The organism is Bradyrhizobium sp. GCM10028915 (assembly GCF_042666195.1).
GTDB classification, from domain to species: domain Bacteria; phylum Pseudomonadota; class Alphaproteobacteria; order Rhizobiales; family Xanthobacteraceae; genus Bradyrhizobium; species Bradyrhizobium canariense_D.
Genome location: NZ_JBHTFN010000005.1, coordinates 74,940 through 97,754 on the forward strand (window position 1 = coordinate 74,940; position 22,815 = coordinate 97,754).

Here is a 22,815-nt window from a genome sequence, read left to right on the forward strand (position 1 = left end):
ACGCCATGATCTTGGCGCGATTCCCGTCGCGCCGTTCTCTCAGGTACGAGGTACTCCCATGGCCGTTGGTAAGGTTTCTGACACCGATTTCGAAGCCGAAGTGCTCAAGGCAAACGGCCCCGTGGTCGTCGATTTCTGGGCCGAATGGTGCGGCCCCTGCCGCATGATCGCACCCGCGCTCGACGAGATCGCCGGCGCGATGGGCGACAAGGTCAAGATCGTGAAGCTCAACGTCGACGAGAGCCCGAAGACCGCGTCGAAATATGGCGTGATGTCGATCCCGACCCTGATGATCTTCAAGGGCGGCGAGATGGCCTCCCGCCAGGTCGGCGCGGCGCCGAAGGCGAAGCTGCAGCAGTGGATCACTTCCGCGGTCTGATCCGCCGCGCGCAAGATTATTTTTGGAAACGGCCGGCGAAAGTCGGCCGTTTCGCGTTGATGGGACATGTCCAGCGTATGATGAGTCCCGCCTGTTGCCTCCTCCTCCCGCAAAACGCGCGCGAAAGTCGGACCCCCTCGTGGCGATGGAGGCGCGCTCGGTCGACGCGATCCCGCGCGGCAAGGAGTGGCAATACGAGCCGAAATGGGATGGCTTTCGTTGCCTGCTCTCGCGCAACGGCGGCAGCATTGATCTGCGCTCGAAATCCGGTGAAGACCTTGCGCGTTATTTCCCCGAGATCGTCGCCGCGGCGCTGAAGCTGAAGGCGGATCGCTTCACCCTCGACGGCGAGATCGTCGTGCCGCACGGCAAGGGGTTTTCCTTCGACGCGCTGCTGCAACGCATTCACCCTGCGGCGAGCCGCGTGAAGAAACTCTCGGAGGAGACGCCGGCGCTCTATCTCGCCTTCGATCTGCTTGCGACGGCCAGGGAGAAGCAGCTTGCCGGGCAACCGCTGAGGGAGCGGCGACCGGCGCTGGAAGCGTTTGCCAAGGCGAATCTGAAAAGCAGCATCTTCCGCCTCTCACCGGCGACGACGAGCTACGCCCTTGCGAAAAAGTGGCTGGCGCAATCCGGCGGCGGCTCGGACGGCGTCATCGCCAAGCGCGTCGACCTGCCCTACCAGGCGGGAAATCGCGACGGCATGCAGAAGATCAAGAAATTCCGCAGCGCCGATTGCGTGGTCGGCGGTTTCCGCTATGCGACCAACAAGATCGCCGGCCGGAGCGTGGTCGGTTCGCTGCTGCTCGGGCTTTACGATGACGATGGTCTCCTGCACCATGTCGGCTTCACCTCGGCGATCAAAGCGGCGGAAAAGCCTGACCTGACCGATCGGCTTGAGGCATTGATCGGCGAGCCCGGCTTCACCGGCAACGCGCCGGGCGGCCCCAGCCGCTGGTCCACCGAGCGCTCGGCGAAGTGGTGTCCGCTCAAGCCGAAGCTGGTGATCGAGGTCTGCTATGACCATTTCAGCGGCGACCGCTTTCGCCACGGCACCTCGATCCTGCGCTGGCGCCTCGACAAGGCCCCGCGGCAATGCAGCTTCGAGCAGCTGAAGCAGAAGGCGGTGGATCCGATGAAGCTGCTAAAACAGCCGTAGCCGTAGCCGCTAGGCAAGCCATCCCGTCGCCAGCGCGTTCGCCAACTCCGGCTGGCCGTTGCGGCGAGCGAGCGTGGCCATCGCCTCGTGATCATAGACCACATGGCGGAACGTGACCTGCCAGGCACCATCGGTTAGCTCAAGGATCGCATAGCGCGCGTGCGGCGTGCCGGCCTCGACGACATGCGGGAACGGATGCTTGTCACGGAAGCCCGGGCCGCCCACGCTGCCGGGATTGACGATCAGCCTTCCGTCGCGAAGTCGCACGGCACGGGCGAGATGGGTGTGGGCGCACAGGATCAGCGATTGCGTGATGCCTTGCCCAAATTTCTCGATGCGATCGAGCGGCGACAGCGCCACCGCGCCGTCGGGATGCACGGTATCGAGCCAATAGACTTCGTCATTGTCGGGCGTCGCGTGGCAGAGGAACACCTGATCGCGAAAGACGCGCGTCATCGGCTGCGCGCGCAGCCAGTCGAGTTGCGCGGCATTGAGCGCGGCATGGGCCGGGCGATCCCACGAGCCCATCTTCTCGGGCGGACGGTCGAGCAGATAGCGGTCATGATTGCCGAGCACGTGCACGGCATCGAGCTGCATCAGGATTTCGATGGTCCGGCGCGCATCGAGCGGGCCGCTCAGCATGTCGCCGAGATTGACGATCTCGGAGACGCCTTGCGCGCGGATGTCGGCGAGCACAGCTTCCAGCGCGAGGTAGTTTCCGTGGACGTCGGCAATCGCGGCAAAACGCATGGGCATTTCTCACTCTATCGTGCCCCGGACGCGGCGCAGCGCTTCTTCAGCGGTGCGCCGCGTCCGGGGCCCATGAGGCATTCTGGGTCCCGGCTCTGCGGAGCAGCGTCGCACGCTGCACCGCGTCCGGGACAAGAGAAATCATACAGGAGGCGTGCCGTTGATGGCGAGCACGTGGCCGGCGAGATAGAGCGAGCCGGTGATCAGAATGCGCGGCGGCACTTCGTAGGCGAGCTTCGCCAAGGCGCGCAATGCGGCCTCCACGCCGGGCGCGAGCTCGACGCGCATGCCGAGGCTGCGGGCGGCATCCGTAAGGCGGTCGACCGGCATCGCGTTGTCGGTGTCGGGAATCGGCACCGCGATGATGTGACGGGTCAGACCGGCGAAATTGGCGAGAAAGCCTTTCGCGTCCTTGTTGGCCATCATGCCCACGATCACGACCAGCGGCCGCGACACCCGCTCTTCGAGATCGCCGAGCGCGGCCGCCGCGACGCGGCCGCCTTCCGCATTGTGGCCGCCGTCGAGCCAGATCTCCGAGCCCTGCGGGCCGAGAGCGAGCAGCTCGCCCGAAGCGATGCGCTGCATCCGCGCCGGCCATTCCGCACCGACGATCCCCGCCTCGAACGCCGCCTGGTTGATCTTGAAGGCGTTGGTGGCCCGCAACGTCGCGATGGCGAGACCGGCATTGTCGAACTGGTGCCGGCCGAACAGGCGCGGCGCTGTGAGATCCATCAAGCCGCGCTCATCGGAATAAACCAGCCGCCCGTTCTCGACATTGACATGCCAGCTCTCGCCCGCGGCAAACAACGGCGCGCGCATGCGCCTGGCCTGCGCCTCGATCACGGCCATCGCCTCAGCCGGCTGCTCGGCGCAAACCACGGGCACGCCACGCTTGATGATCCCAGCCTTTTCGCCCGCGATCGACGTCAAGGTGTCACCGAGGAAATCCATGTGGTCCATGCTGACAGGCGTGATCACGCAGGCCGCCGGCGCGTCAACCACATTGGTTGAATCAAGCCGACCGCCAAGGCCGACCTCCAGCAGAACCACATCGGCCGGGTTCCGCGCGAACAGATGAAATGCAGCCGCCGTCTTGAGCTCGAACACGGTGGCCGGCTCGCCGGCATTGACACGCTCGACCTCTTCCAGTGCCGCGCGCAACTCGTCGTCGCCGACCAGCACGCCGCCCCCGACGCGGCCGAGCCGGAAGCATTCGTTGATGCGAACGAGATAGGGTGAAGTGTAAGCGTGGACGCGCAGGTTAGCTGCCTCCAGCGTCGCGCGCAGATAAGCGAGCGTCGAGCCCTTGCCGTTGGTACCGGCGATGTGGATCACCGGCGGCAGCTTGCGCTCGGGATGACCGAGCCGCTCGAACAGGCGGTGCATCCGCTCCAGCCCGAGATCGATGCGTTTCTGGTGCAGGGCCGACAGCCGCCCGATCAATTCGTCGAGCGGCGGCTTTGCGCGGTCGGAGGAAGCGTTCACGCGTGCGGCGCGGCCGGCGCCGTTTCGGGAGCCGATACAATCTGCGCCGGACTGACGACCGGCTGCACCGGCTTTGACGCGGTCTCAAGCGCCGGCGCCCTGGTCAACAGTCGGCAGAGCCGCGCCAGGGTCGGGCGCAATTCGTGGCGATGCACGACCATGTCGATCATGCCGTGCTCCTTGAGGTATTCGGCGCGCTGAAACCCCTCGGGGAGTTTTTCGCGGATGGTCTGCTCGATCACGCGCGCGCCGGCAAAACCGATCAGCGCACCGGGCTCGGCAATCTGCACGTCGCCGAGCATCGCATAGGACGCAGTGACGCCGCCGGTGGTCGGGTTGGTCAGCACGACGATGTAGGGCTGTTTTGCTTCACGCAGCATCTGCACCGCGACCGTGGTGCGCGGCATCTGCATCAGCGACAAGATGCCTTCCTGCATGCGCGCGCCACCACTGGCGGCGAACACGATGAAGGGTGACTTCTTCTCGACCGCGAGCTCGAGCCCGCGCACGATGGCTTCGCCCGCGGCCATGCCGAGCGAGCCGCCCATGAAGTCGAAATCCTGCACCGCGACGACGACGGCGGCACCTTCGAGCTTGCCGTAGCCGACCTTGATCGCGTCGTTCAGATTGGTCCGCGCGCGGGCATCCTTGATGCGATCGACGTACTTCTTCTCGTCACGGAACTTGAGCGGATCGGGCGTGACGTCAGGCAGCGCGACGTCGTACCAGGTCTCATTGTCGAAAATCGACTTCAGACGCGCCACCGCATTCATGCGCATATGATAGTTCGAGCCGGGGATGACGAACTGGTTGGCCTCGACGTCCTTGTAGAACACGAGCTGTCCGGAATCCGGGCACTTGATCCACAGATTCTCCGGCGTCTCCCGCCGCAGCATGTTGCGGATCTTCGGCCGGACCACATTGGTAAGCCAGTTCATGGTTTGCTCCGATGTGCGATCCCGCCTGGGGACCACCTGAAGGGATATATGGCGGCCGGGACCCGGCCCGGCAAGCCGCCGTATCGTCCGCCTTGCTCGTCGGACTTGGCAGCGGAATTAAGGCCTATTCCGCCGCCTGTTGCGCGCCCTTGACGCCCTGGGCCAGTGCCGCCGTCAACTCGGCGACGGCGTTGACGGTTTTGGCCGTCGCGCGCCCTTCCGCATCGAGGCTGTTCTTGAGCGCATCGACCAGCGCGGTGCCGACTACCGAGCCATTGGCCTTTTCGGCAATGGCGCGCGCCGCCTCCGGCGTGCGGATGCCGAAACCGACGCATATCGGGAGCTTGGTATGCCGCTTGATGCGCGCGACCGCGTCGCCGACGGCATTGGCGTCCGCCTCCGCTGCACCGGTGATGCCGGCGATAGAGACATAGTAGACAAAGCCTGACGTGTTCGCGAGCACGGCCGGCAGGCGCTTGTCGTCGGTGGTCGGCGTCGCCAGGCGGATGAAATTGAGGCCGGCCTTCATCGCGGGCAGGCAGAGCTCGTCGTCCTCTTCCGGCGGCAGGTCGACGATGATGAGGCCGTCGATGCCGGCACTCTTCGCATCACCTAAGAACTTGTCGACGCCATAGATGTAGATCGGGTTGTAGTAGCCCATCAGCACGATCGGCGTGGCATTGTCGTCCTTGCGGAAGCCGCGCACGAGATCGAGCGTCTTCTTCAGCGTCATGCCGGCCTTAAGCGCGCGCAGGCCTGCCGCCTGGATCGACGGACCGTCGGCCATCGGATCGGTGAAGGGCATACCGAGCTCGATCACATCGGCGCCCGCCTTCGGCAGCGCCTTGATGATCTCGAGCGAGGTGGCCGGATCGGGATCGCCGGCCATCACGAAAGTGACGAAGGCCGCGCGGCCGGCTTTCTTCAGCTCGGCGAAACGGGTGTCGATACGCGTGGTCACTTGCTCTTGCCCCTCAGGATGTCGCCGACCTGCGGGACGTCCTTGTCGCCGCGGCCGGAGAGGTTGACGACCATCAGGTGATCTTTGGTCCGCTTCGGCGCGAGCTCCATCACCTTGGCGATGGCATGTGCCGGTTCGAGCGCGGGGATGATGCCTTCCAGCTTTGACAGCAACTGGAACGCTGCGAGGGCCTCGTCGTCGGTCGCGGAGAGATAGTTCACGCGGCCGATCTCGTGCAGCCAGGAGTGCTCGGGGCCGATGCCGGGATAGTCGAGCCCGGCGGAGATCGAATGCGCGTCCTGGATCTGGCCGTCGGCGTCCATCAGGAGATAGGTGCGGTTGCCGTGCAGCACGCCGGGACGACCGCCCGCGATCGACGCCGCATGCAGTTGCGTCAGCCCGTGGCCGGCAGCTTCGACGCCGAAGATCTCGACGGTGGAATCGTCGAGGAACGGATGAAACAGGCCCATCGCGTTGGAGCCGCCGCCGATGCAGGCGACCAGCGAGTCCGGCAGACGGCCTTCGATCTCCTGCATCTGCGCCTTGGTCTCGTTGCCGATGATCGACTGGAAGTCGCGGACCAGCGTCGGATAGGGATGGGGCCCTGCGACCGTGCCGATGCAGTAGAAGGTGTTGTGCACGTTGGTGACCCAGTCGCGCAGCGCCTCGTTCATGGCGTCCTTCAGCGTGCGCGTGCCCGACTGCACCGGGACCACTTTTGCGCCCAGCATCTCCATGCGGATGACGTTGGGCTGCTGCCGCTCGACGTCGACGGCGCCCATGTAAACGATGCATTCGAGGCCGAAGCGCGCGCACAGCGTCGCGGTGGCGACACCGTGCTGGCCGGCGCCGGTCTCGGCGATGATGCGCTTCTTGCCCATCCGCCGCGCCAGCATGATCTGGCCGAGCACGTTGTTCACCTTGTGCGAGCCGGTGTGGTTGAGCTCTTCGCGCTTGAGGTAGATTTTCGCGCCGCCGAGATGGTCGGTCAGACGCTCGGCAAAATAGAGTGGCGAGGGCCGGCCGACATAATTCTTGAGATAGCCGTTCATCTCGATCTGGAAGGCCGGATCGGCCTTGGCCTCGGTGTAGGCTTTCTCCAGATCGAGGATCAGCGGCATCAGGGTTTCGGCAACGAAGCGTCCGCCGAAAATGCCGAAATGGCCGCGCTCGTCGGGGCCGCTGCGATAGGAATTGGGTTTTGCAACATTCATCGGACGCTCAACTCTTGACTTGCATCTTGGCTTGCGCGCGCGGCGCGAATGAAGGCCTTGATCATCTCGGGGTCCTTCACGCCCGGGGCGCTCTCGACACCGGAGGAGACGTCGACGCCACCGGCCCGGGTGACGCGAACGGCTTCGGCGACGTTGTGGGCGCTGAGGCCGCCCGAGACCATATACGGCAACGCGAGCTCCAGGTTTCCGAGCAGATGCCAATCGAATGGTGCGCCGAGGCCGCCTGGCCGCGTTGCGTCCTTCGGTGCGCGCGCATCGAACAGGATGCGTTCGGCTATCTCGGCGTAACCGGGCAGCACGGCGAGATCGGCTGACGTTGCGACCGGCACGACCTTCATCACCGGACGACCGACCCGTTGCCTGATGTCGCGCAGCCGGGCCACGCTCTCCGTGCCATGAAGCTGGAAAATGTCCGGCGACAGCGCGTCCATGATGTTGTCGAGCGTGGCATCGTCGGCATCGACGGTGAGCGCGACCTTGAGCGCGCGCCGCTTCACCTGCCGGCCGAGCTCCCGGCCGGCTTCCAGCGACAAATGCCGCGGCGACGGCGGGAAGAACACGAAGCCCACCATGTCGGCACCCGCCTCGAGCGCCGTTTCGAGCGTCTCGGGCGTGGACAGGCCGCAGATTTTGACGAGCAGGGACATGTTCTCGACGGATATGGGCTCAAAGCAAATGGAGGGCCGCGGGTCCGCGGCCGGAAAACGGGCTTTTCGGTTGCGGCCGCTTCTACAACGTCGCGCGCTGCTTGTCTCGCCCGACGGGCCCGTAAAGCCCCACACCGGAGGGAACGGGGATGCGCTGGGACTCAGGCCTTGCCGCGGCCGCCTGAGCCCGCAGATCGGCCAGTTCGCCTCGCGCGGCCCGGGCATCCGCGTCATGCCGGCGCGCCGCACGCCGCCAGTGCCGCTGGCCGAACCAGACGGCACACCCGCCCACGAGGACCCCGAGCGCAGCCACCACGATCAGGAGCAGGAACAGCGGCAGCGTTGCCGAGAATGACGGGTCGTTGGAAACGAAGGGATCGAACGAGACCGTGACGAAATGCCGGTTGGCGACGGCAAAGACCATCAGGACCAGGCCCAGCGGAATCACGACCAGCGCGCTCAGGAATTTTCGCATCTCGGCTCGCTCGCCTTGAATCAAGGTTGCGGCCGCATCACTGGCGACCGCGGGAAACCCTGAGGTGGACCTCAGTCTGGCGCGCCTGGATCCGGATGGTCGCGATTCAGCCGTTCGCGCATTTCCTTGCCGGTCTTGAAGAACGGAACGCTCTTCTGATCGACAGGCACATGGGCGCCGGTGCGCGGATTGCGCCCTGCGCGCGCAGGGCGATGCTTGACCGAGAAGGCACCGAAGCCGCGCAACTCGACGCGATCACCGCGCGCGAGAGCCGCTACGATCTCTTCGAGAATCGCATTCACAATGTTCTCGACATCCCGCTGGTACAGATGCGGGTTGTGCTCGGCGATACGCTGAACAAGTTCGGATTTGATCATCGAGAGATAGGACCCGGGAGCGTGCGGACGACCATTTCCGTGAAAATACCGTGATCTGTCAAGACGCTAAATGAGGGTTGAGCGTCGTGAAAACACGTGACAAATGCCGAAAAAGCGGGCTGGACCTACACGCGCCGAACGGGAAAAACCTCTGTGGCTCGCCCGGTTCCGGTCAGTTCGACGCCGCCGGCTGCCACAAGGCGAGCATTCCATCCATTCCGAGCCGATCGACCGCCTGTGCGACGCCGGTTTGTCCGATTTGATGCGCAATCGAGCCTAAACCCAGTGCTTCCAGCGTTACTGCGGCCGCCGTCTTGAGGAACGGCAGATCGCTGAAGCGCGGCTGCAGCTTGTAATCGCGCACGGAGAGCCCCTTCTTGACGCCCTTCTGCTCGACCAGCCAGGTCACGGCGGTCTTCTCGTCGCCGATCTGATCGATCAGCTTGAGATCGATGGCCTGGCGTCCGGTGAAGACACGGCCATCAACCACTTTCTCGAGCTGCGTGTCATCCATGCCACGCCGTTCCTTCACCAATCCCTTGAACCAGGCATAGGAATCCTTCACCAACGCATCGAGCGCCGCCCGTGCCTCAGGGCTGGTTGGCTCGAAACCGTTGGGCGCGGCCTTCAGCGGCGTGGACTTTACCTCCTCGACCTTGACGCCGACGGTCTTCAACAGCTCCGAGACGTTCGGAAACTGGAACAGCACGCCGATCGAGCCGACCAGCGAGCTCTGCTGGGCGATGATGTGATCGCTGGCGATCGCGGTGATGTAGCCGCCGGAGGCGGCGAGGCCTTCGACGACGACAACGAGCGGCTTCTTTGCCTTCAACCGTACAAGCGAATCATAGAGCTGCTCGGAGCCGGCGGTGGTGCCGCCCGGCGAATTGATGTGAACGATGACGGCGGCGGCCTGCGAATTCTCCAGCCGCTCGAGCGCCTGGGTGCGATCGGAATCGCTGCGGATCAGGCCCTCGATCTGGACCCGCGCGATCGAGCCGGCGGACGCGAACGTGCCGCGCGCACCAGGCGTCGCGACCAGCGCGAAGCCTGCGATCGCCGCGATCGCGATCAGCGCGGCCAATACGCGCCAGAACGTCAGCTTGCGGCGGATCCTGCGGCGATCGACGATGATGTCCGAATCGAGTGACATCTCAATATCTCCAAATGAAAGGCCAGGCGCGTTGTGCCGTCGCAGCGTCGCCATTGGCTTATCTGGATACATCAATTGCGGCGCAATTAGAAGAAAACAAGGCCGGCTGCCGCGTAGCCCGGATGGAGCGCAAGCGTAATCCGGGGTTCTCGCCTCACGGAGAGGCTTTCCCGGATTTCACTTCGCCCCATCCGGGCGACGACCTCACTACAAAAAAGCCCCGGCTCGCGCCGGGGCTTTGATGCAGTGAAACCTGCGTTTCGCTTACTTGGTGTCGCGGTTCTTGAGCGCGGTGCCGAGGATGTCGCCGAGCGTTGCTCCCGAATCGGAAGAGCCGTACTGCGCGATGGCTTCCTTCTCTTCGGCGACTTCGAGCGCCTTGATCGACACCTGGACCTTGCGGGCCTTCTTATCGAACTGGATCACGCGGGCATCGACCTTCTCGCCGACGGCGAAGCGTTCGGCGCGCTGATCGTTGCGGTCACGAGCGAGCTCCGAGCGCTTCACGAACGTGGTGAAGTCGGTACCGGTGATCTTCACCTCGATGCCGCTCTCCTTCACTTCGATCACTTCGCAGGTCACGACCGCGCCCTTCTTGACATCGCCCGGCTCGGCGAAGGGGTCGCCTTCAAGCTGTTTGATTCCAAGAGAAATGCGCTCCTTCTCGACGTCCACATCGAGCACCACGGCCTTCACCATGTCGCCCTTCTTGTAGTTGTCGATCACCTGCTCGCCCGGCTGCTTCCAGTCGAGGTCGGAGAGATGGACCATGCCGTCGACGTCGCCCTCGAGGCCCAGGAACAAACCGAATTCGGTCTTGTTCTTGACCTCGCCCTCGACCGTCGAACCGGTCGGGTGACCTTCGACGAAGACCTCCCACGGGTTGCGCATGGTCTGCTTGAGGCCGAGCGAGATGCGGCGCTTGACGGAATCGACTTCCAGCACCTGCACTTCGACTTCCTGCGAGGTCGAAACGATCTTGCCGGGGTGCATGTTCTTCTTGGTCCACGACATCTCGGAGACGTGGATCAGGCCTTCGATGCCCGGCTCGAGCTCGACGAACGCGCCGTAGTCGGTGATGTTGGTGACGCGACCGGTGAAGCGGGCACCCAGCGGGTACTTGGCTTCGATGCCCTGCCACGGATCGTCCAACAGCTGCTTCATGCCCAGCGAGATGCGGTGCGTCTCGTGGTTGATCTTGATGATCTTGACCTTCACGGTCTGGCCGATCGAGAGCACCTCGGTCGGGTGGTTGACGCGGCGCCACGCGATGTCGGTGACGTGCAGCAGACCGTCGATGCCGCCGAGATCAACGAACGCACCGTAATCGGTGATGTTCTTGACCACGCCGTCGATGACCTGACCCTCTTCGAGGTTCTGCACCAGCTCCTGACGCTGCTCGGCGCGGGTCTCTTCGAGAACCGTGCGGCGGGACACGACGATGTTGCCGCGGCGGCGGTCCATCTTGAGGATCTGGAACGGCTGCGAGTTGTTCATCAGCGGCGCAACGTCGCGGATCGGACGGATGTCGACCTGCGAACGCGGCAGGAAGGCCACGGCACCGTCGAGGTCGACGGTGAAGCCGCCCTTGACCTGGTTGAAGATGACGCCGTTGACCTTCTCGTTGTTCTGGAAGGCCTTCTCGAGCTTGCCCCAGCTCTCTTCGCGGCGCGCCTTGTCACGCGACAGCACGGCTTCGCCGAGGGCGTTCTCGATCCGATCGAGGAACACTTCCACCTCGTCGCCGACCTTGAGCTCGCTGTCACGGCCGGGGCCGGAAAATTCGCGCAGGGCAACGCGGCCCTCCGTCTTCAGGCCGACGTCGATGACGGCCATGTCCTTTTCGATTGCAACAACCTTGCCCTTGATGACTGAGCTTTCCTGCAGGTTGCCGCCTGCGAAGGACTCGTCGAGCATCGCGGCGAAATCGTCGCGCGACGGGCTATAGGTATCAGCAGAAGTCGAAGCCATTTGTTCTCCAGTTGCGGATGTCATGCCGGCCGTTGGGTTCTTGGGCGCACCGTACGCGCAGTGTCGGAAGGTCCGCAGAACCTTCGAGCGACCGCTCGCTGCTCCGACCTGGAGGGCGGAACAGCGGAAGCGGGCCGGCTGAGGCCCGCGCGTTCGATACGTGGAAATCTTTTGTCCGGAACCTGGATCGCGTCGGCCCCGAGCAGGGACCGAGAGTATCGACCTCAAAGAGCGGGAGCGGGCGCTTCCTCCAATGACGGCAGCGGCTTAACCCCGCGACCGGCCCGCTCGGACGGCCTCGATAATGTCGATGGCGGCCCGGACGCCGCCTTCTATATCCAGTTGGGAGTTATCTAGCAAGTAAGCATCCGGAGCCGGCTTCAGGGGGGCGATCGCCCGGTTCTTGTCGCGCTCGTCGCGCTGGATGATATCGGCGAGCACGGCCGCCTCGTCCGCCTCCTCGCCCCGCGCCTTGGCCTCCATGGTCCGGCGGCGGGCACGGACCTTGGGGTCGGCGACGACGAAGATCTTCACGTCGGCATGGGGGCAGATCACGGTTCCAATATCGCGCCCATCGAGCACGGCGCCGGGCGGATCGGCGGCGAATTGCCGCTGAAAGTTGATGAGGGCCTCGCGCACCTTGGGGATCGCCGAGACGATCGAGGCGCCCTCGCCGGCCTTCTGGGTCTTCAGGGCGGGATTGCCGAACTTTTCGGGATCGAGTTCCAGCGCCGCAGCGACCGCCGCCGCCTCGTCCCGGAGATCATGACCGGACTGCATCAGGGAATAGGCCACCGCGCGATAGATCACGCCGGTATCAAGGTGACGGTAGCCGTAATGGTGGGCAAGGCGCTTGCCGAGGGTGCCCTTGCCCGACGCCGCGGGCCCGTCGATGGCAATGATCATGAAAAATCGGCCCCAAGCGAACGCATCATCGGGATGAAATCCGGAAAACTGGTGGCGATGAAGGCGGTGTCATCGACGGTTACCGGCTGATCGGAGGCGCAGCCCATCACCAGCGCGGACATCGCGATGCGATGATCCATGTGGGTGGCCACCACGCCGCCGCCGGGAACGTGGCCGCGGCCTTCGACGATCAAATCGTCGCCGCAGACCTCGACCTTGACACCGTTGACGCGGAGCATGGCGGCGGTGGCCTCCAAACGGTCGGATTCCTTCACGCGCAGCTCCTGGAGGCCGCGCATGATGGTCGTGCCCTCGGCAAAGGCGGCCGCCACCGCCAGCACCAGATATTCGTCGATCATCGACGGTGCACGCTCCGGCGGCACCTCGACACCGCGCAATTTCGAGGCGCGTACCCGCAGCTTTGCCATCGGCTCGCCAGCGTCGCCACGAACTTCGCTTTCCTCGATCGAGGCACCCATTTCGCGCAGCGTGGTGAAAAGACCGGTGCGCAGCGGATTGGTCATGACGTCGGACAGGACGATTTCGGAGCCTTCGACGATCAGCGCAGCAACGATAGGGAACGCCGCCGACGAGGGATCGGCGGGCACGACGACATTGGCGCCATGCAGCTCCGGCTGCCCCACGAGCGTGATACGGCGGCCGTGCTGACCTTCTTGCACTGAGGTGATCTCGGCGCCGAAATGCTTGAGCATCAGTTCGGTGTGGTCGCGACTGGCCTCGGTCTCGATGACGGTCGTGGCGCCCGGCGCGGCCAGGCCCGCGAGCAGCACGGCGGATTTGATCTGGGCCGAGGCCACAGGCGTCTTGTAGGTGATCGGCAGCGGATCGCGCGCACCCTGGACGGTCAGCGGCAGACGGCCGCCCGCGCCGCCGGAGACGACCTTCGCGCCCATCTTTTCCAGGGGATCCAGGATCCGGCGCATGGGCCGGCTGCGCAGTGAGGCATCGCCGTCGAAAACCGCGGAGATCGGACAGCCGGCGACGGCGCCCATGACGAGCCGGCAGCCGGTGCCGGAGTTGCCGAAATCCAGCGGCGCTTTGGGCTCCGCGAAGCCTGCGACACCCACGCCGTTCACCTTCCAGGCGAAATCTCCGGTACGCTCGACCCCGGCGCCGAGCGCCTGCATGGATTTGGCGGTGTTAAGGACGTCCTCGCCCTCCAGGAGGCCCGAAATCCGCGTCTCTCCGACCGCGAGCGCGCCGAGGATGAGGGCACGGTGGGAGATCGACTTGTCTCCGGGCACCCTTACTTTCCCGGTCAGGGGACCGCTGGCGCGCGACTGGAGCGGCGTCGGCTTGTCGGAATCGGTCAAGTTTGTGTCCTTGGGTAGGCCCGAAACGTCCCTGTGGGACTCGCGGGGCAGGTACCACATGGTCTCCCCGCCGTCACGGGCATGTCGTTCTCCCGCAATGCGCTATTGACAGCGGGCCGCCAACTAGCCAAGTGAAGCACCGCTTTTCAGACATTTCCAGGATTCCTCTGCCGTGGCCAAGTCCGAACTCGGAACTAAACGTATTTGCCCGACCACGGGCAAAAAGTTCTATGACCTCAACAAGAATCCGGTGATCTCGCCCTATACCGGTGAAGTCGTGCCGATCGCGCCCATCGCGCCGGCTCGCGCACCCCGCGGTGCCGAAGCCCGTCACGCAGCCGCTGCCGCCGACGCCACGCCAGAGCCGGCGGAGGTCGAGGAGGTCTCGCTCGAGGAGGCCGATGCCGAGGAGAACACCGGCAAGGTCAAGGCCGTCGTGCCCGAATCCGAGGACGACATCGAAGTCGATGAAACTATCGAGGACGATGACGACGATGATTCGACCTTTATCGCCGACGACGAAGAAGGCGATGAGGACGTCACCGACATCATTGGTGATGTCGGCGGTGACGAAGAGACTTGAGATAATTCCAGAACTGTGGTTCTGGGTCTTTCCCGACGCGTCGCCCAAGGCGCGTCGGACGGTTAAGGGGCCATAGCTCAGCTGGGAGAGCGCTTGCATGGCATGCAAGAGGTCGGCGGTTCGATCCCGCCTGGCTCCACCACGCTTCGCCCTTCGGGCTACGCGTGGCGCAGCCGCGCGGAGCTCGAAGGGCGAAGCGTGGTGTCCGGCGAAGGGCGAAGACGGACTGGTGAGACTCCCACGCAGCGGCTGCCCGGGCGATAATCGTCAATGTGGTACGTCTACATCCTCCGCAGCATCGAATTTCCCGAGCAGGAATACGTTGGGGCTACGGAAGATCTGAAGCGCCGGTTTCCAGAGCACAATGCTGGCAAATCCACCCACACTGCCAAGTTCAAGCCTTGGAAGCTGATCTGGTACTGCGCCTTCCCTGACAAGCACAAAGCGCTCGCTTTTGAAGCCTACCTGAAGTCTCACTCCGGCCGAGCCTTCACAAAGAAGCGGCTGTCCTAAGAGCGCACCTCCAACCCTACTCCCCGATCACCGCATTCAACCGATCGCGCAACGCCACAATCTCGTCCTTCATCGCGACAAGTTCCGAGACCGAGCAGTCCGATGCCGCCAGGATCGATTGCGGCACGGCCCGCGCCTTGTCCTTCAGGGCCTGGCCCTGCGCGGTCAACGCGATCAGCACCTGACGTTCGTCCTCGCTGGAGCGCGTGCGCTTGACGAGGTGGGCCGCCTCGAGGCGCTTGAGCAGCGGCGTCAGCGTACCCGAATCCAGGTGCAGCTTTTCGCCGATGCTCTTGACCGGCACGTCGTCGCGCTCCCACAGTACCAGCATCACCAGATATTGCGGATAAGTCAGGCCGAGCCGGTCCAGCAGCGGCTTGTAGACGCGGTTGAAGGCATGCGCGGCGGAATAGACCGCGAAGCAGATCTGGTTGTCGAGGCGCAGCGGCGCGTCCGCTGCCGAATGTTTCCGGGGCATCGAGAATCTCACAGGACTTGCTCCATTCTGGGGCCGGCCGTCGCTACATTCAATTGCGAACAATTAAATGTGAGACGCTATAATTTCAATTGCGCGCAATCTAATTGCCTGCGATAAAGATGGCGCCCCCACCCCGAAAACACAGGGAGACAAAAATGTCAGTGAACGTCCTCTACAAGACCAGCGCAAAGGCCACCGGCGGCCGCGACGGCCATGCCGCGACCCTCGACGGCGCGCTCGACGTCAAGCTCACCACGCCGAAGGAGCTCGGCGGCGGAGGCGGCGCCGGCAACAATCCCGAGCAGCTGTTTGCTGCGGGCTATGCCGCCTGCTTCATCGGCGCGATGAAGTTCGTGTCCTCGCAGGGCGGCCCCAAGGTTCCGGCCGACGCCTCCGTGACTTCGACCGTCGGGATCGGCCCGCGCGCGGCCGGCGGCTTCGGTCTCGACATCGACCTTGCCGTCTCGCTGCCAGGCCTCGCCCGCGCGGAAGCCGAGGCGCTGGTCGAGAAGGCGCACCAGGTGTGCCCGTATTCCAACGCGACGCGCGGCAATGTCGACGTCCGCCTGACGGTGGTCTGACCGGTTTCGGTGAAGCGGCTGGCCCGGGATACCCCCGGGCCGGCCGCTTCCCTTTATTTGCCATCTCGCGGGATTGCGGCGAGCGGCCTGCATGACGCCCTACACGCGAAGCCATTGCCGGCTCGGACGAACCTCGTTAGGCCTGTGATCACATCGACACAGGGGACGCGAAGGCATGACTGAAGCCGCCAGTTCTGGAGCTGCCATGGGTGCAATGAGCGGCCTGCGCGTCATCGATCTGACGCGCGTGCTCGGCGGCCCCTATTGCACCCAGATCCTCGCCGACCATGGCGCCGACGTGATCAAGGTCGAGCCGCCCGCAGGCGACGAGGTACGCGACTGGGGCCCTCCCTTCCACGAGGAAGACGCGGCCTATTTCATCGGCATCAACCGCAACAAGCGCTCGATCGGCCTCGACCTCGCCTCCGAGGGCGGCCGGACCGTGCTGCTCAAGATGCTGGAGAGCGCCGACGTCCTGATCGAGAACTTCAAGCCGGGCACGCTGGAGAAATGGGGCATCGGCAACGAGGTGTTACGCGAGAAATTTCCGCGCCTCGTGCATTGCCGGATCTGCGGCTTCGGCGCCGACGGCCCGCGCGGCGGCAATCCCGGCTATGACGCCATCATCCAGGCCATGACCGGCATGATCGCGGCGACCGGCTCGCCCGAGAGCGGACCGATGCGGATCGGCGTGCCGCTGGTCGACATCGGCACCGGCCTCTATGCGGCGATCGGCATCTTGATGGCGCTGTCGGAGCGGCAGCGCTCGGGCCAGGGCCAGTTCCTGGAGACCACGCTGTACGAGACCGGTCTCGCCATCATGCATCCGCACACCGCGAATTATTTCATGCATGGCAAGCCGCCGTCGCTCACCGGCAACGAGCATCCCAACCTCGTGCCCTATGCGATCTTCCCGACCAAGACCGACGACATCTTCATCGGCGTCGGCAATGACGGCACCTTCCGCAAGCTCGCCAAGGAGATCGGCAAGCCCGAGCTCGGCACCGATCCGCGCTTTGCGCGCAACAAGGATCGCATCGGCAATCGCGAGGCGCTGCGGGCCGAGCTTGCCGCCGTGTTCAGCCAGCACGAGGCCGAGCCGCTGTGCAATCGCCTGCTCGCCGCGGGCCTGCCCGCCGGCCCCGTGCAGAAGATCGACCAGGCATTGACCAACCCGCACACGATCGCGCGCGGCGATATTATCGAGAAGGATTGGTACAAGGGCGTGGCGTCGCCGATCCGGCTCGACCGCAGCAAGCCGAGCCTGCGGCGCCTGCCGCCGAAATTCAGCGAGCACGCCGCCGAGGTCCTGGGCGAATTCGGCTACTCCAGGTCCGAGATCGACGCGATGGTCGAGCAGGGCACTGTCTGCGGCCCCGAGCGCAAGCGCTAGCGCCCTCGCCTTCCACATCCCACGGCAATGCCGCAGTGCGGTGCGGGCGCTCTGTGCACCGCGAACGAAGGACGCTGCGCGCGCGGCATTCGCCTATTTGACGGCTTCCCTTTTCCAGCGCTTGCCGCTTTCGTTTCGGCCGCTTACACAGTCATGTGAACGTCATATGGCGCTGCTAGCGCAAGCGATCATTTTTGACGGCCCAAGAGAACGGCCAAGGGAGGTTTACTTGATGGCTCTTCGACAATTTGGAGCGGCTGCCGCTATTGCACTCACGGTTGGACTATCGGCCTCGCCGGCCTTGGCCGTGACCGAAATCCAGTGGTGGCACGCGATGACCGGCGCCAACAACGACGTCATCGTCAAGCTCGCCACCGACTTCAACGCGTCGCAGAGCGACTACAAGGTGATCCCGACCTACAAGGGCAACTATCCCGATACGATGAACGCCGGCATCGCGGCGTTCCGCGCCGGCAACGCCCCGCACATCATGCAGGTGTTCGAAGTCGGCACCGCGACCATGATGGCCGCGACCGGCGCCGTGAAGCCCGTCTACAAGCTGATGGCCGACGCCGGCGAGAAGTTCGACCCCAAGATCTACCTGCCCGCCATCACCGGCTATTATTCGACGTCGAAGGGCGAGATGCTGTCCTTCCCTTTCAACTCGTCCTCGACCGTGATGTGGGTGAACCTCGACGAGCTGAAGAAGGCGAACGTAGAGATCCCGAAGACCTGGCCCGAAACGTTCGAGGCCGCCAAGAAGCTGAAGGCTGCCGGTCATGACACCTGCGGCTTCTCGGGCTCCTGGATCACCTGGGTCAATCTCGAGCAGCTCTCGGCGTGGCACAACGTGCCGCTCGCCAGCAAGGCCAACGGCCTCGACGGCTTCGACACCGTGCTCGAGTTCAACGGACCGCTTCAGGTCAAGCATCTAGAAACCCTGGTCGAGCTGCAGAAGACCAAGACCTATGACTACGCCGGCCGCACCAACACCGGCGAAGGCCGCTTCACTTCGGGCGAGTGCCCGATCTACCTGACCTCGTCGGCCTTCTTCGGCAACGTCAAGGCGCAGGCCAAGTTCAACTTCACCGCCGTGCCGATGCCGTATTATCCGGACGTCAAGGGCGCGCCGCAGAACTCGATCATCGGCGGCGCTTCGCTGTGGGTGATGGGCGGCAAGTCGGCCGAGGAATACAAGGGCGTCGCGAAGTTCCTGACCTTCCTCTCCGACACCGATCGCCAGGTCTACATCCACAAGGCCTCCGGCTACCTGCCGATCACCAAGGCGGCCTACGCCAAGGCGAAGGAAGAAGGCTTCTACAAGGATCAGCCCTATCTCGAGACCCCGCTGCTCGAGCTGACCAACAAGGAGCCGACCGAGAATTCGCGCGGCCTGCGCCTCGGCAACATGGTGCAGCTGCGTGACGTCTGGTCGGAAGAGATTGAGCAGGCGCTGGCCGGCAAGAAGACCGCCAAGCAGGCGCTCGATGCCGCCGTCGAGCGCGGCAACACGATGCTGCGGCAGTTCGAAAAGACCGCCGTCAAGTGAGGCAATGAGCGGCAGGCCGCGACCCGGCCTGCCGCTCTGCTGGCATCATGCAAAAGCAAGCCATCTTCCAGTCAAGACTGTTACCGTACGCGCTGGTTGCGCCGCAGCTCGCGATCGTCCTGATTTTCTTCTATTGGCCGGCCCTGCAGGCGGTGATCCAGTCCTTCCTGCTCCAGGATGCGTTCGGTCTGTCGACCACCTTTGTCTGGTTCGAGAATTACGTCGAGCTGTTCAAGGACGCAGCCTATTTCGAGGCGATCGTCCGGACCTTCTTGTTCTCGTTCGCCATCGCCGTCTCGTCGCTGTCCTTTGCGCTGCTGCTCGCCGTGATGGCGGACAAGCCGCTGCGTGGCTCGATGCTCTACCGCACGCTCCTGATCTGGCCCTATGCGGTGGCACCGCCCGTGGTCGGCGTGCTCTGGATCTTCATGCTGCATCCCTCGCTCGGCGTGCTCTCGCGCTATCTGCGCAATATGGGCGTCGACTGGAATCCGCTGCTCGACGGCGACCAGGCCGCGGCGCTGATCATCCTCGCCGCCGCGTGGAAGCAGATCTCCTATAATTTCCTGTTCTTCCTCGCCGGCCTGCAAGCGATCCCAAAGAGCGTGTTCGAGGCCGCCGCGATCGACGGCGCCCGTCCGATGCGGCGGTTCTGGACCGTGACCTTCCCGTTGCTGTCGCCGACCATCTTCTTCCTGCTGGTGGTCAACATCGTCTACGCCTTCTTCGACACGTTCGGCATCATCGACACGATGACCCGCGGCGGCCCCGGAACGTCGACGGTCACGCTGGTCTACAAGGTCTATTCCGACGGCCTGCTCGGCGGCAATCTCGGCAGCTCGGCGGCGCAGTCGGTGATCCTGATGGTCATGGTCATCGTGCTCACCGGAATCCAGTTCCGGTTCGTCGAACGCAAGGTGACCTACTGATGGTCGAGGAAGAGGGCTTCCGGCGCTACATCGCCCACATCATCCTCTGGATCGGGATCGCGGTCGTCGCCTTCCCGGTCTACATCGCGTTTGTCGCCTCGACCCAGGACAACGCGCTGATCGCCAACGGGCAGATGTCGCTGCTGCCGGGCGGTCATTTCTTCGAGGTCTACTACCAGACCATTTTCGTCGGCACGAGCGGATCGACCCGCGAGCCCGTCGGCAACATGATGCTGAACTCGCTGGTGATGGCACTGCTGATCGCGGTCGGCAAGATCGCGATCTCGATCATCTCCGCCTATGCGATCGTCTATTTCCGCTTTCCGTTCCGGATGCCGATCTTCTGGATCATCTTCATCACCCTGATGCTGCCGGTCGAGGTCCGCATCTATCCGACCTACAAGATCGTCGCGGATCTGCACATGCTCGACAGCTATGCGGGCCTGTCGCTGCCGCTGATCGCCTCGGCCACCGCGACGCTGCTGTTCCGCCAGTTCTTCATGACGGTCCCGGACGAGCTGCTGGAAGCCTCGCGCATCGACGGCGCCGGTCCCTTGCGCTTCTTCTGGGATACGCTGCTGCCGCTGTCGCGCACCAACATGGCGGCGCTGTTCGTGATCCTCTTCATCCTTGGCTGGAATCAATATCTCTGGCCGCTGCTGATCACCACCCGCGACGACATGCAGACCATCCAGGTCGGCATCCGCAAGATGATCACCACCACCGACGCGCTGACCGAATGGCCGATCGTGATGGCGACGGCCGTGCTCGCGATGCTGCCGCCGGTGTTCGTCGTCGTCGTGATGCAGAAACTGTTCGTGCGCGGACTCGTGGAGACGGAAAAGTAAATCCCATGGCTAACGTCACCCTGCGCAACGTCCGCAAAACCTATCCCGGCGGCTTCGAGGCCATCAAGGGCGTCAACGTCGATGTCGGCGACGGTCAGTTCTGCGTGCTGGTCGGGCCCTCCGGCTGCGGCAAGTCGACATTGCTGCGCATGGTCGCGGGCCTCGAAACCGTCACCGGCGGCGAGATCGACATCGGCGGCCGCATCGTCAACCAGATCGAGCCCGCCGACCGCGACATCGCGATGGTGTTCCAGAACTACGCGCTCTATCCGCATATGAGCGTGTTCAACAACATGGCCTACGGCCTGCGCAACCGCGGCATGAAAGAGGCCGAGGTCAAGACCCGCGTCGACGAAGCCGCGCGCGTGCTCGAGCTCACCTCGATGCTGGAGCGCAAGCCGCGCCAGCTCTCCGGCGGCCAGCGCCAGCGCGTCGCCATGGGCCGCGCCATCGTGCGCCAGCCGAAGGTGTTCCTGTTCGACGAGCCGCTCTCCAATCTTGACGCCAAACTCCGCATCGCGATGCGGGTCGAGATCCGCAAATTGCAGCGCCGGCTCAACACCACCTCGATCTACGTCACCCACGACCAGCTGGAGGCGATGACGCTCGCCGACATTCTCGTGGTGATGAATGGCGGCCAGGTCGAGCAGGTCGGCAATCCCTTGGCGATCTACGAGAAGCCGGCGACGACCTTCGTCGCCTCCTTCATCGGCGCGCCACCGATGAATCTGATGTCGATTCGCGCCGACGAGATCAAGTCGCAGCTCGGCAGCACCGACGCCGGCATCCTCGGCATTCGCCCGGAGGATTTCGTCATCACCGACCAGACCCCGGCCGGCGGCGTCGCCCTTCCGCTCACCGTGGAAGCGATCGAGCGCGTCGGCGCCGAAACCTTCGTTTACGGCACGCGGGCCCAGGACGAGCAGCGCATCGCCGCCAACCCCGGCGAACTGCCGCCCGGCGAGGTCATCGTCCGCATTCCCGGCTCAGAGGCGCCGCCGATCGGCGAGAAGATCCGCGTCGCAGCAATGCGCCAAAAGCTGCATCTGTTCAGCGGCGATGGGCGGACGCGGATCGAGGCCTGACCGGGTTCCGCTGGGCCGTCGATTAAAAAACGCGAAAACAACCCCATGCACAGTAGAAGGGGGTTTGTTTTTGTTGAGAAAAATCACACCGCAATTTCGTCGGGCCGGCTTGTGGCAGGCGTTTCGCGCCATGGCGACAAGTCAGCTTTTGTGCATGGCAGAGCGGGTGAGCTGCCAGTCCACAGCCCCGGCTACGTCCTTGAACCCACACGCGGATATGCCCATATTGCTGATCAAGGGGTGCCTGTACGGGCCCTGATGCACCAAAGTCGCTTCGAGAGGACTTTGTAAACTATGTCTCGTGTTCCCACGCTTTCCAGTCCCTTCCTTCTGGGCTTCGACGAGATCGAGCGCGTGCTCGATCGGGTCGTCAAAGGCGCCGACGGTTACCCTCCCTACAATATCGAGAGGTGCGACCGGTCGGAGGGCCAGCCCGAGCGTCTGCGGATCACGCTGGCGGTCGCCGGATTCACCCGCGACCAACTCGATGTAACCATTGAGGAAAACCAGCTCGTCATTCGCGGGCGGCAGCAGGACGACAAGACCCGGCAATACATCCATCGCGGCATCGCCGCGCGCCACTTCCAGCGCACTTTCGTGCTGGCGGAGGGGATGCTGGTGCTGGGTGCGGATCTGAAGAACGGATTGCTGGCGATCGATCTTGCCCGGCCGGAACCGGAGAGGATCGTTAAGACAATCGCTATCAATGAGCACGAATAATGGAACGAGTAGCGGACTCGACCGCTTAGTTTCGAGAGAGGAGTCGAGACCATGAGTGAAGGTCACGTTGCGTTCGAATACGAAGCCAAGAACGTCTCGCCGGAGACGCTGGCAACCCTCGGCGAAGGCCATATCGCCTATGTGAAGCAGATCCGCTCTGAGGATGTGCCGGGCCTGTTTCCCGAAGCGCCGAAGATCGCGCCGGGCCTCAAGCTCTTCGCGCTCCACGCCGCCGACGGCACGCCGATCATGCTGACCGACAGCCGCGAAGCCGCGATCGCCAACGCCTGGAGCAACGAGCTGCAAGCGGTGAGCGTGCACTGAGCACGCGCGCGTCGCACGAATAGGGTTTCAAGCGGGCATGCC

The 22,815-nt window shown here is 64.1% G+C and carries 25 protein-coding genes and 1 tRNA gene; 13 read left to right on the forward strand and 13 right to left on the reverse strand.

Annotated features, from left to right (window positions below; translation table 11 throughout):
* Positions 1 to 58 precede the first annotated feature (58 nt).
* Both trxA and ACFQX9_RS03900 read left to right on the forward strand, forming a co-directional pair.
* Complete coding sequence (gene trxA / locus ACFQX9_RS03895) at positions 59 to 379, forward strand: thioredoxin (RefSeq protein WP_007598398.1); 321 nt, start codon at positions 59 to 61, stop codon at positions 377 to 379.
* Between the two features lie 145 nt (positions 380 to 524).
* Entirely contained in the window at positions 525 to 1,538 is a 1,014-nt protein-coding gene (locus ACFQX9_RS03900; protein ID WP_018455767.1) for an ATP-dependent DNA ligase, read from the forward strand.
* Between the two features lie 9 nt (positions 1,539 to 1,547).
* On the opposite strand, the gene ACFQX9_RS03905 is transcribed toward ACFQX9_RS03900, so the two are convergent.
* The 12 genes from ACFQX9_RS03905 to aroA form a co-directional block, all read right to left on the reverse strand.
* A complete protein-coding gene (locus ACFQX9_RS03905) occupies positions 1,548 to 2,288 on the reverse strand; it encodes a metallophosphoesterase family protein (protein ID WP_377786883.1) in 741 nt (246 codons plus the stop codon).
* Positions 2,289 to 2,429: 141 nt separating this feature from the next.
* A complete protein-coding gene (locus tag ACFQX9_RS03910; RefSeq protein WP_085349900.1) occupies positions 2,430 to 3,773 on the reverse strand; it encodes a folylpolyglutamate synthase/dihydrofolate synthase family protein in 1,344 nt (447 codons plus the stop codon).
* A complete protein-coding gene (gene accD, locus ACFQX9_RS03915) occupies positions 3,770 to 4,711 on the reverse strand; it encodes an acetyl-CoA carboxylase, carboxyltransferase subunit beta (protein WP_018455765.1) in 942 nt (313 codons plus the stop codon). The genes ACFQX9_RS03910 and accD overlap by 4 nt, the downstream gene beginning before the upstream one ends.
* Before the next feature lie 124 nt (positions 4,712 to 4,835).
* Positions 4,836 to 5,672, reverse strand: coding sequence for a tryptophan synthase subunit alpha (gene trpA / locus ACFQX9_RS03920; RefSeq protein WP_085349901.1), 837 nt, complete (start codon positions 5,670 to 5,672; stop codon positions 4,836 to 4,838).
* Positions 5,669 to 6,886, reverse strand: a complete 1,218-nt coding sequence (trpB, locus tag ACFQX9_RS03925; protein ID WP_377786695.1) for a tryptophan synthase subunit beta — start codon at positions 6,884 to 6,886, stop codon at positions 5,669 to 5,671. Before trpB ends, trpA begins: the two co-directional genes overlap by 4 nt.
* Positions 6,883 to 7,554, reverse strand: coding sequence for a phosphoribosylanthranilate isomerase (locus tag ACFQX9_RS03930; protein WP_377786697.1), 672 nt, complete (start codon positions 7,552 to 7,554; stop codon positions 6,883 to 6,885). The genes trpB and ACFQX9_RS03930 overlap by 4 nt, the downstream gene beginning before the upstream one ends.
* 82 nt (positions 7,555 to 7,636) lie before the next feature.
* On the reverse strand, positions 7,637 to 8,029 hold the full coding sequence (locus ACFQX9_RS03935) for a lipopolysaccharide assembly protein LapA domain-containing protein (protein WP_377786699.1): 393 nt from the start codon (positions 8,027 to 8,029) through the stop codon (positions 7,637 to 7,639).
* A 71-nt stretch (positions 8,030 to 8,100) separates the two neighbouring features.
* Positions 8,101 to 8,406, reverse strand: a complete 306-nt coding sequence (locus tag ACFQX9_RS03940; protein ID WP_007598410.1) for an integration host factor subunit beta — start codon at positions 8,404 to 8,406, stop codon at positions 8,101 to 8,103.
* 172 nt (positions 8,407 to 8,578) lie between these two features.
* On the reverse strand, positions 8,579 to 9,559 hold the full coding sequence (sppA, locus tag ACFQX9_RS03945) for a signal peptide peptidase SppA (RefSeq protein WP_018455760.1): 981 nt from the start codon (positions 9,557 to 9,559) through the stop codon (positions 8,579 to 8,581).
* 264 nt (positions 9,560 to 9,823) lie between these two features.
* Entirely contained in the window at positions 9,824 to 11,530 is a 1,707-nt protein-coding gene (gene rpsA / locus ACFQX9_RS03950) for a 30S ribosomal protein S1 (protein WP_027566167.1), read from the reverse strand.
* Between the two features lie 267 nt (positions 11,531 to 11,797).
* Entirely contained in the window at positions 11,798 to 12,436 is a 639-nt protein-coding gene (gene cmk, locus ACFQX9_RS03955; protein ID WP_018455758.1) for a (d)CMP kinase, read from the reverse strand.
* On the reverse strand, positions 12,433 to 13,830 hold the full coding sequence (gene aroA / locus ACFQX9_RS03960; protein WP_143273208.1) for a 3-phosphoshikimate 1-carboxyvinyltransferase: 1,398 nt from the start codon (positions 13,828 to 13,830) through the stop codon (positions 12,433 to 12,435). The genes cmk and aroA overlap by 4 nt, the downstream gene beginning before the upstream one ends.
* A gap of 112 nt (positions 13,831 to 13,942) precedes the next feature.
* On the opposite strand from aroA, the gene ACFQX9_RS03965 reads away from it, so the two are divergent.
* The 3 genes from ACFQX9_RS03965 (at position 13,943) to ACFQX9_RS03975 (ending at position 14,866) form a co-directional block, all read left to right on the forward strand.
* Positions 13,943 to 14,353 carry a TIGR02300 family protein gene (locus ACFQX9_RS03965; protein ID WP_007598417.1) on the forward strand — a complete coding sequence of 137 codons (411 nt, stop codon included), beginning with the start codon at positions 13,943 to 13,945 and terminating at the stop codon, positions 14,351 to 14,353.
* Between the two features lie 66 nt (positions 14,354 to 14,419).
* Positions 14,420 to 14,495, forward strand: a tRNA-Ala gene (locus ACFQX9_RS03970).
* Positions 14,496 to 14,623: 128 nt separating this feature from the next.
* Positions 14,624 to 14,866 (forward strand): GIY-YIG nuclease family protein, encoded by a 243-nt coding sequence (locus ACFQX9_RS03975; protein ID WP_018455755.1) that lies wholly within the window; start codon positions 14,624 to 14,626, stop codon positions 14,864 to 14,866.
* A gap of 16 nt (positions 14,867 to 14,882) precedes the next feature.
* Here ACFQX9_RS03975 and ACFQX9_RS03980 read toward each other — a convergent pair whose 3' ends face one another.
* The gene (locus tag ACFQX9_RS03980; RefSeq protein ID WP_377786704.1) at positions 14,883 to 15,344 is read right to left on the reverse strand and encodes a MarR family winged helix-turn-helix transcriptional regulator; all 462 of its coding nucleotides are present in this window, start codon (positions 15,342 to 15,344) and stop codon (positions 14,883 to 14,885) included.
* Positions 15,345 to 15,499: 155 nt separating this feature from the next.
* On the opposite strand from ACFQX9_RS03980, the gene ACFQX9_RS03985 reads away from it, so the two are divergent.
* The 8 genes from ACFQX9_RS03985 (at position 15,500) to ACFQX9_RS04020 (ending at position 22,773) form a co-directional block, all read left to right on the forward strand.
* Positions 15,500 to 15,925: an organic hydroperoxide resistance protein gene (locus tag ACFQX9_RS03985; RefSeq protein WP_007598424.1), complete on the forward strand. Its 426-nt coding sequence runs from the start codon at positions 15,500 to 15,502 to the stop codon at positions 15,923 to 15,925.
* A gap of 175 nt (positions 15,926 to 16,100) precedes the next feature.
* Positions 16,101 to 17,318 carry a CaiB/BaiF CoA-transferase family protein gene (locus ACFQX9_RS03990; protein ID WP_026233020.1) on the forward strand — a complete coding sequence of 406 codons (1,218 nt, stop codon included), beginning with the start codon at positions 16,101 to 16,103 and terminating at the stop codon, positions 17,316 to 17,318.
* Between the two features lie 232 nt (positions 17,319 to 17,550).
* Entirely contained in the window at positions 17,551 to 18,867 is a 1,317-nt protein-coding gene (ugpB, locus tag ACFQX9_RS03995) for a sn-glycerol-3-phosphate ABC transporter substrate-binding protein UgpB (RefSeq protein ID WP_377786706.1), read from the forward strand.
* 47 nt (positions 18,868 to 18,914) lie between these two features.
* Positions 18,915 to 19,796, forward strand: coding sequence for a sn-glycerol-3-phosphate ABC transporter permease UgpA (gene ugpA / locus ACFQX9_RS04000; RefSeq protein WP_018455751.1), 882 nt, complete (start codon positions 18,915 to 18,917; stop codon positions 19,794 to 19,796).
* Complete coding sequence (ugpE, locus tag ACFQX9_RS04005; protein WP_027514732.1) at positions 19,796 to 20,644, forward strand: sn-glycerol-3-phosphate ABC transporter permease UgpE; 849 nt, start codon at positions 19,796 to 19,798, stop codon at positions 20,642 to 20,644. Before ugpA ends, ugpE begins: the two co-directional genes overlap by 1 nt.
* Positions 20,645 to 20,649: 5 nt before the next feature.
* On the forward strand, positions 20,650 to 21,729 hold the full coding sequence (locus ACFQX9_RS04010; RefSeq protein ID WP_204513026.1) for a sn-glycerol-3-phosphate import ATP-binding protein UgpC: 1,080 nt from the start codon (positions 20,650 to 20,652) through the stop codon (positions 21,727 to 21,729).
* A 294-nt stretch (positions 21,730 to 22,023) separates the two neighbouring features.
* Entirely contained in the window at positions 22,024 to 22,449 is a 426-nt protein-coding gene (locus tag ACFQX9_RS04015) for an Hsp20 family protein (protein ID WP_007598583.1), read from the forward strand.
* Positions 22,450 to 22,500: 51 nt separating this feature from the next.
* A complete protein-coding gene (locus tag ACFQX9_RS04020; protein ID WP_007598581.1) occupies positions 22,501 to 22,773 on the forward strand; it encodes a DUF1150 domain-containing protein in 273 nt (90 codons plus the stop codon).
* Positions 22,774 to 22,815 lie beyond the last annotated feature (42 nt).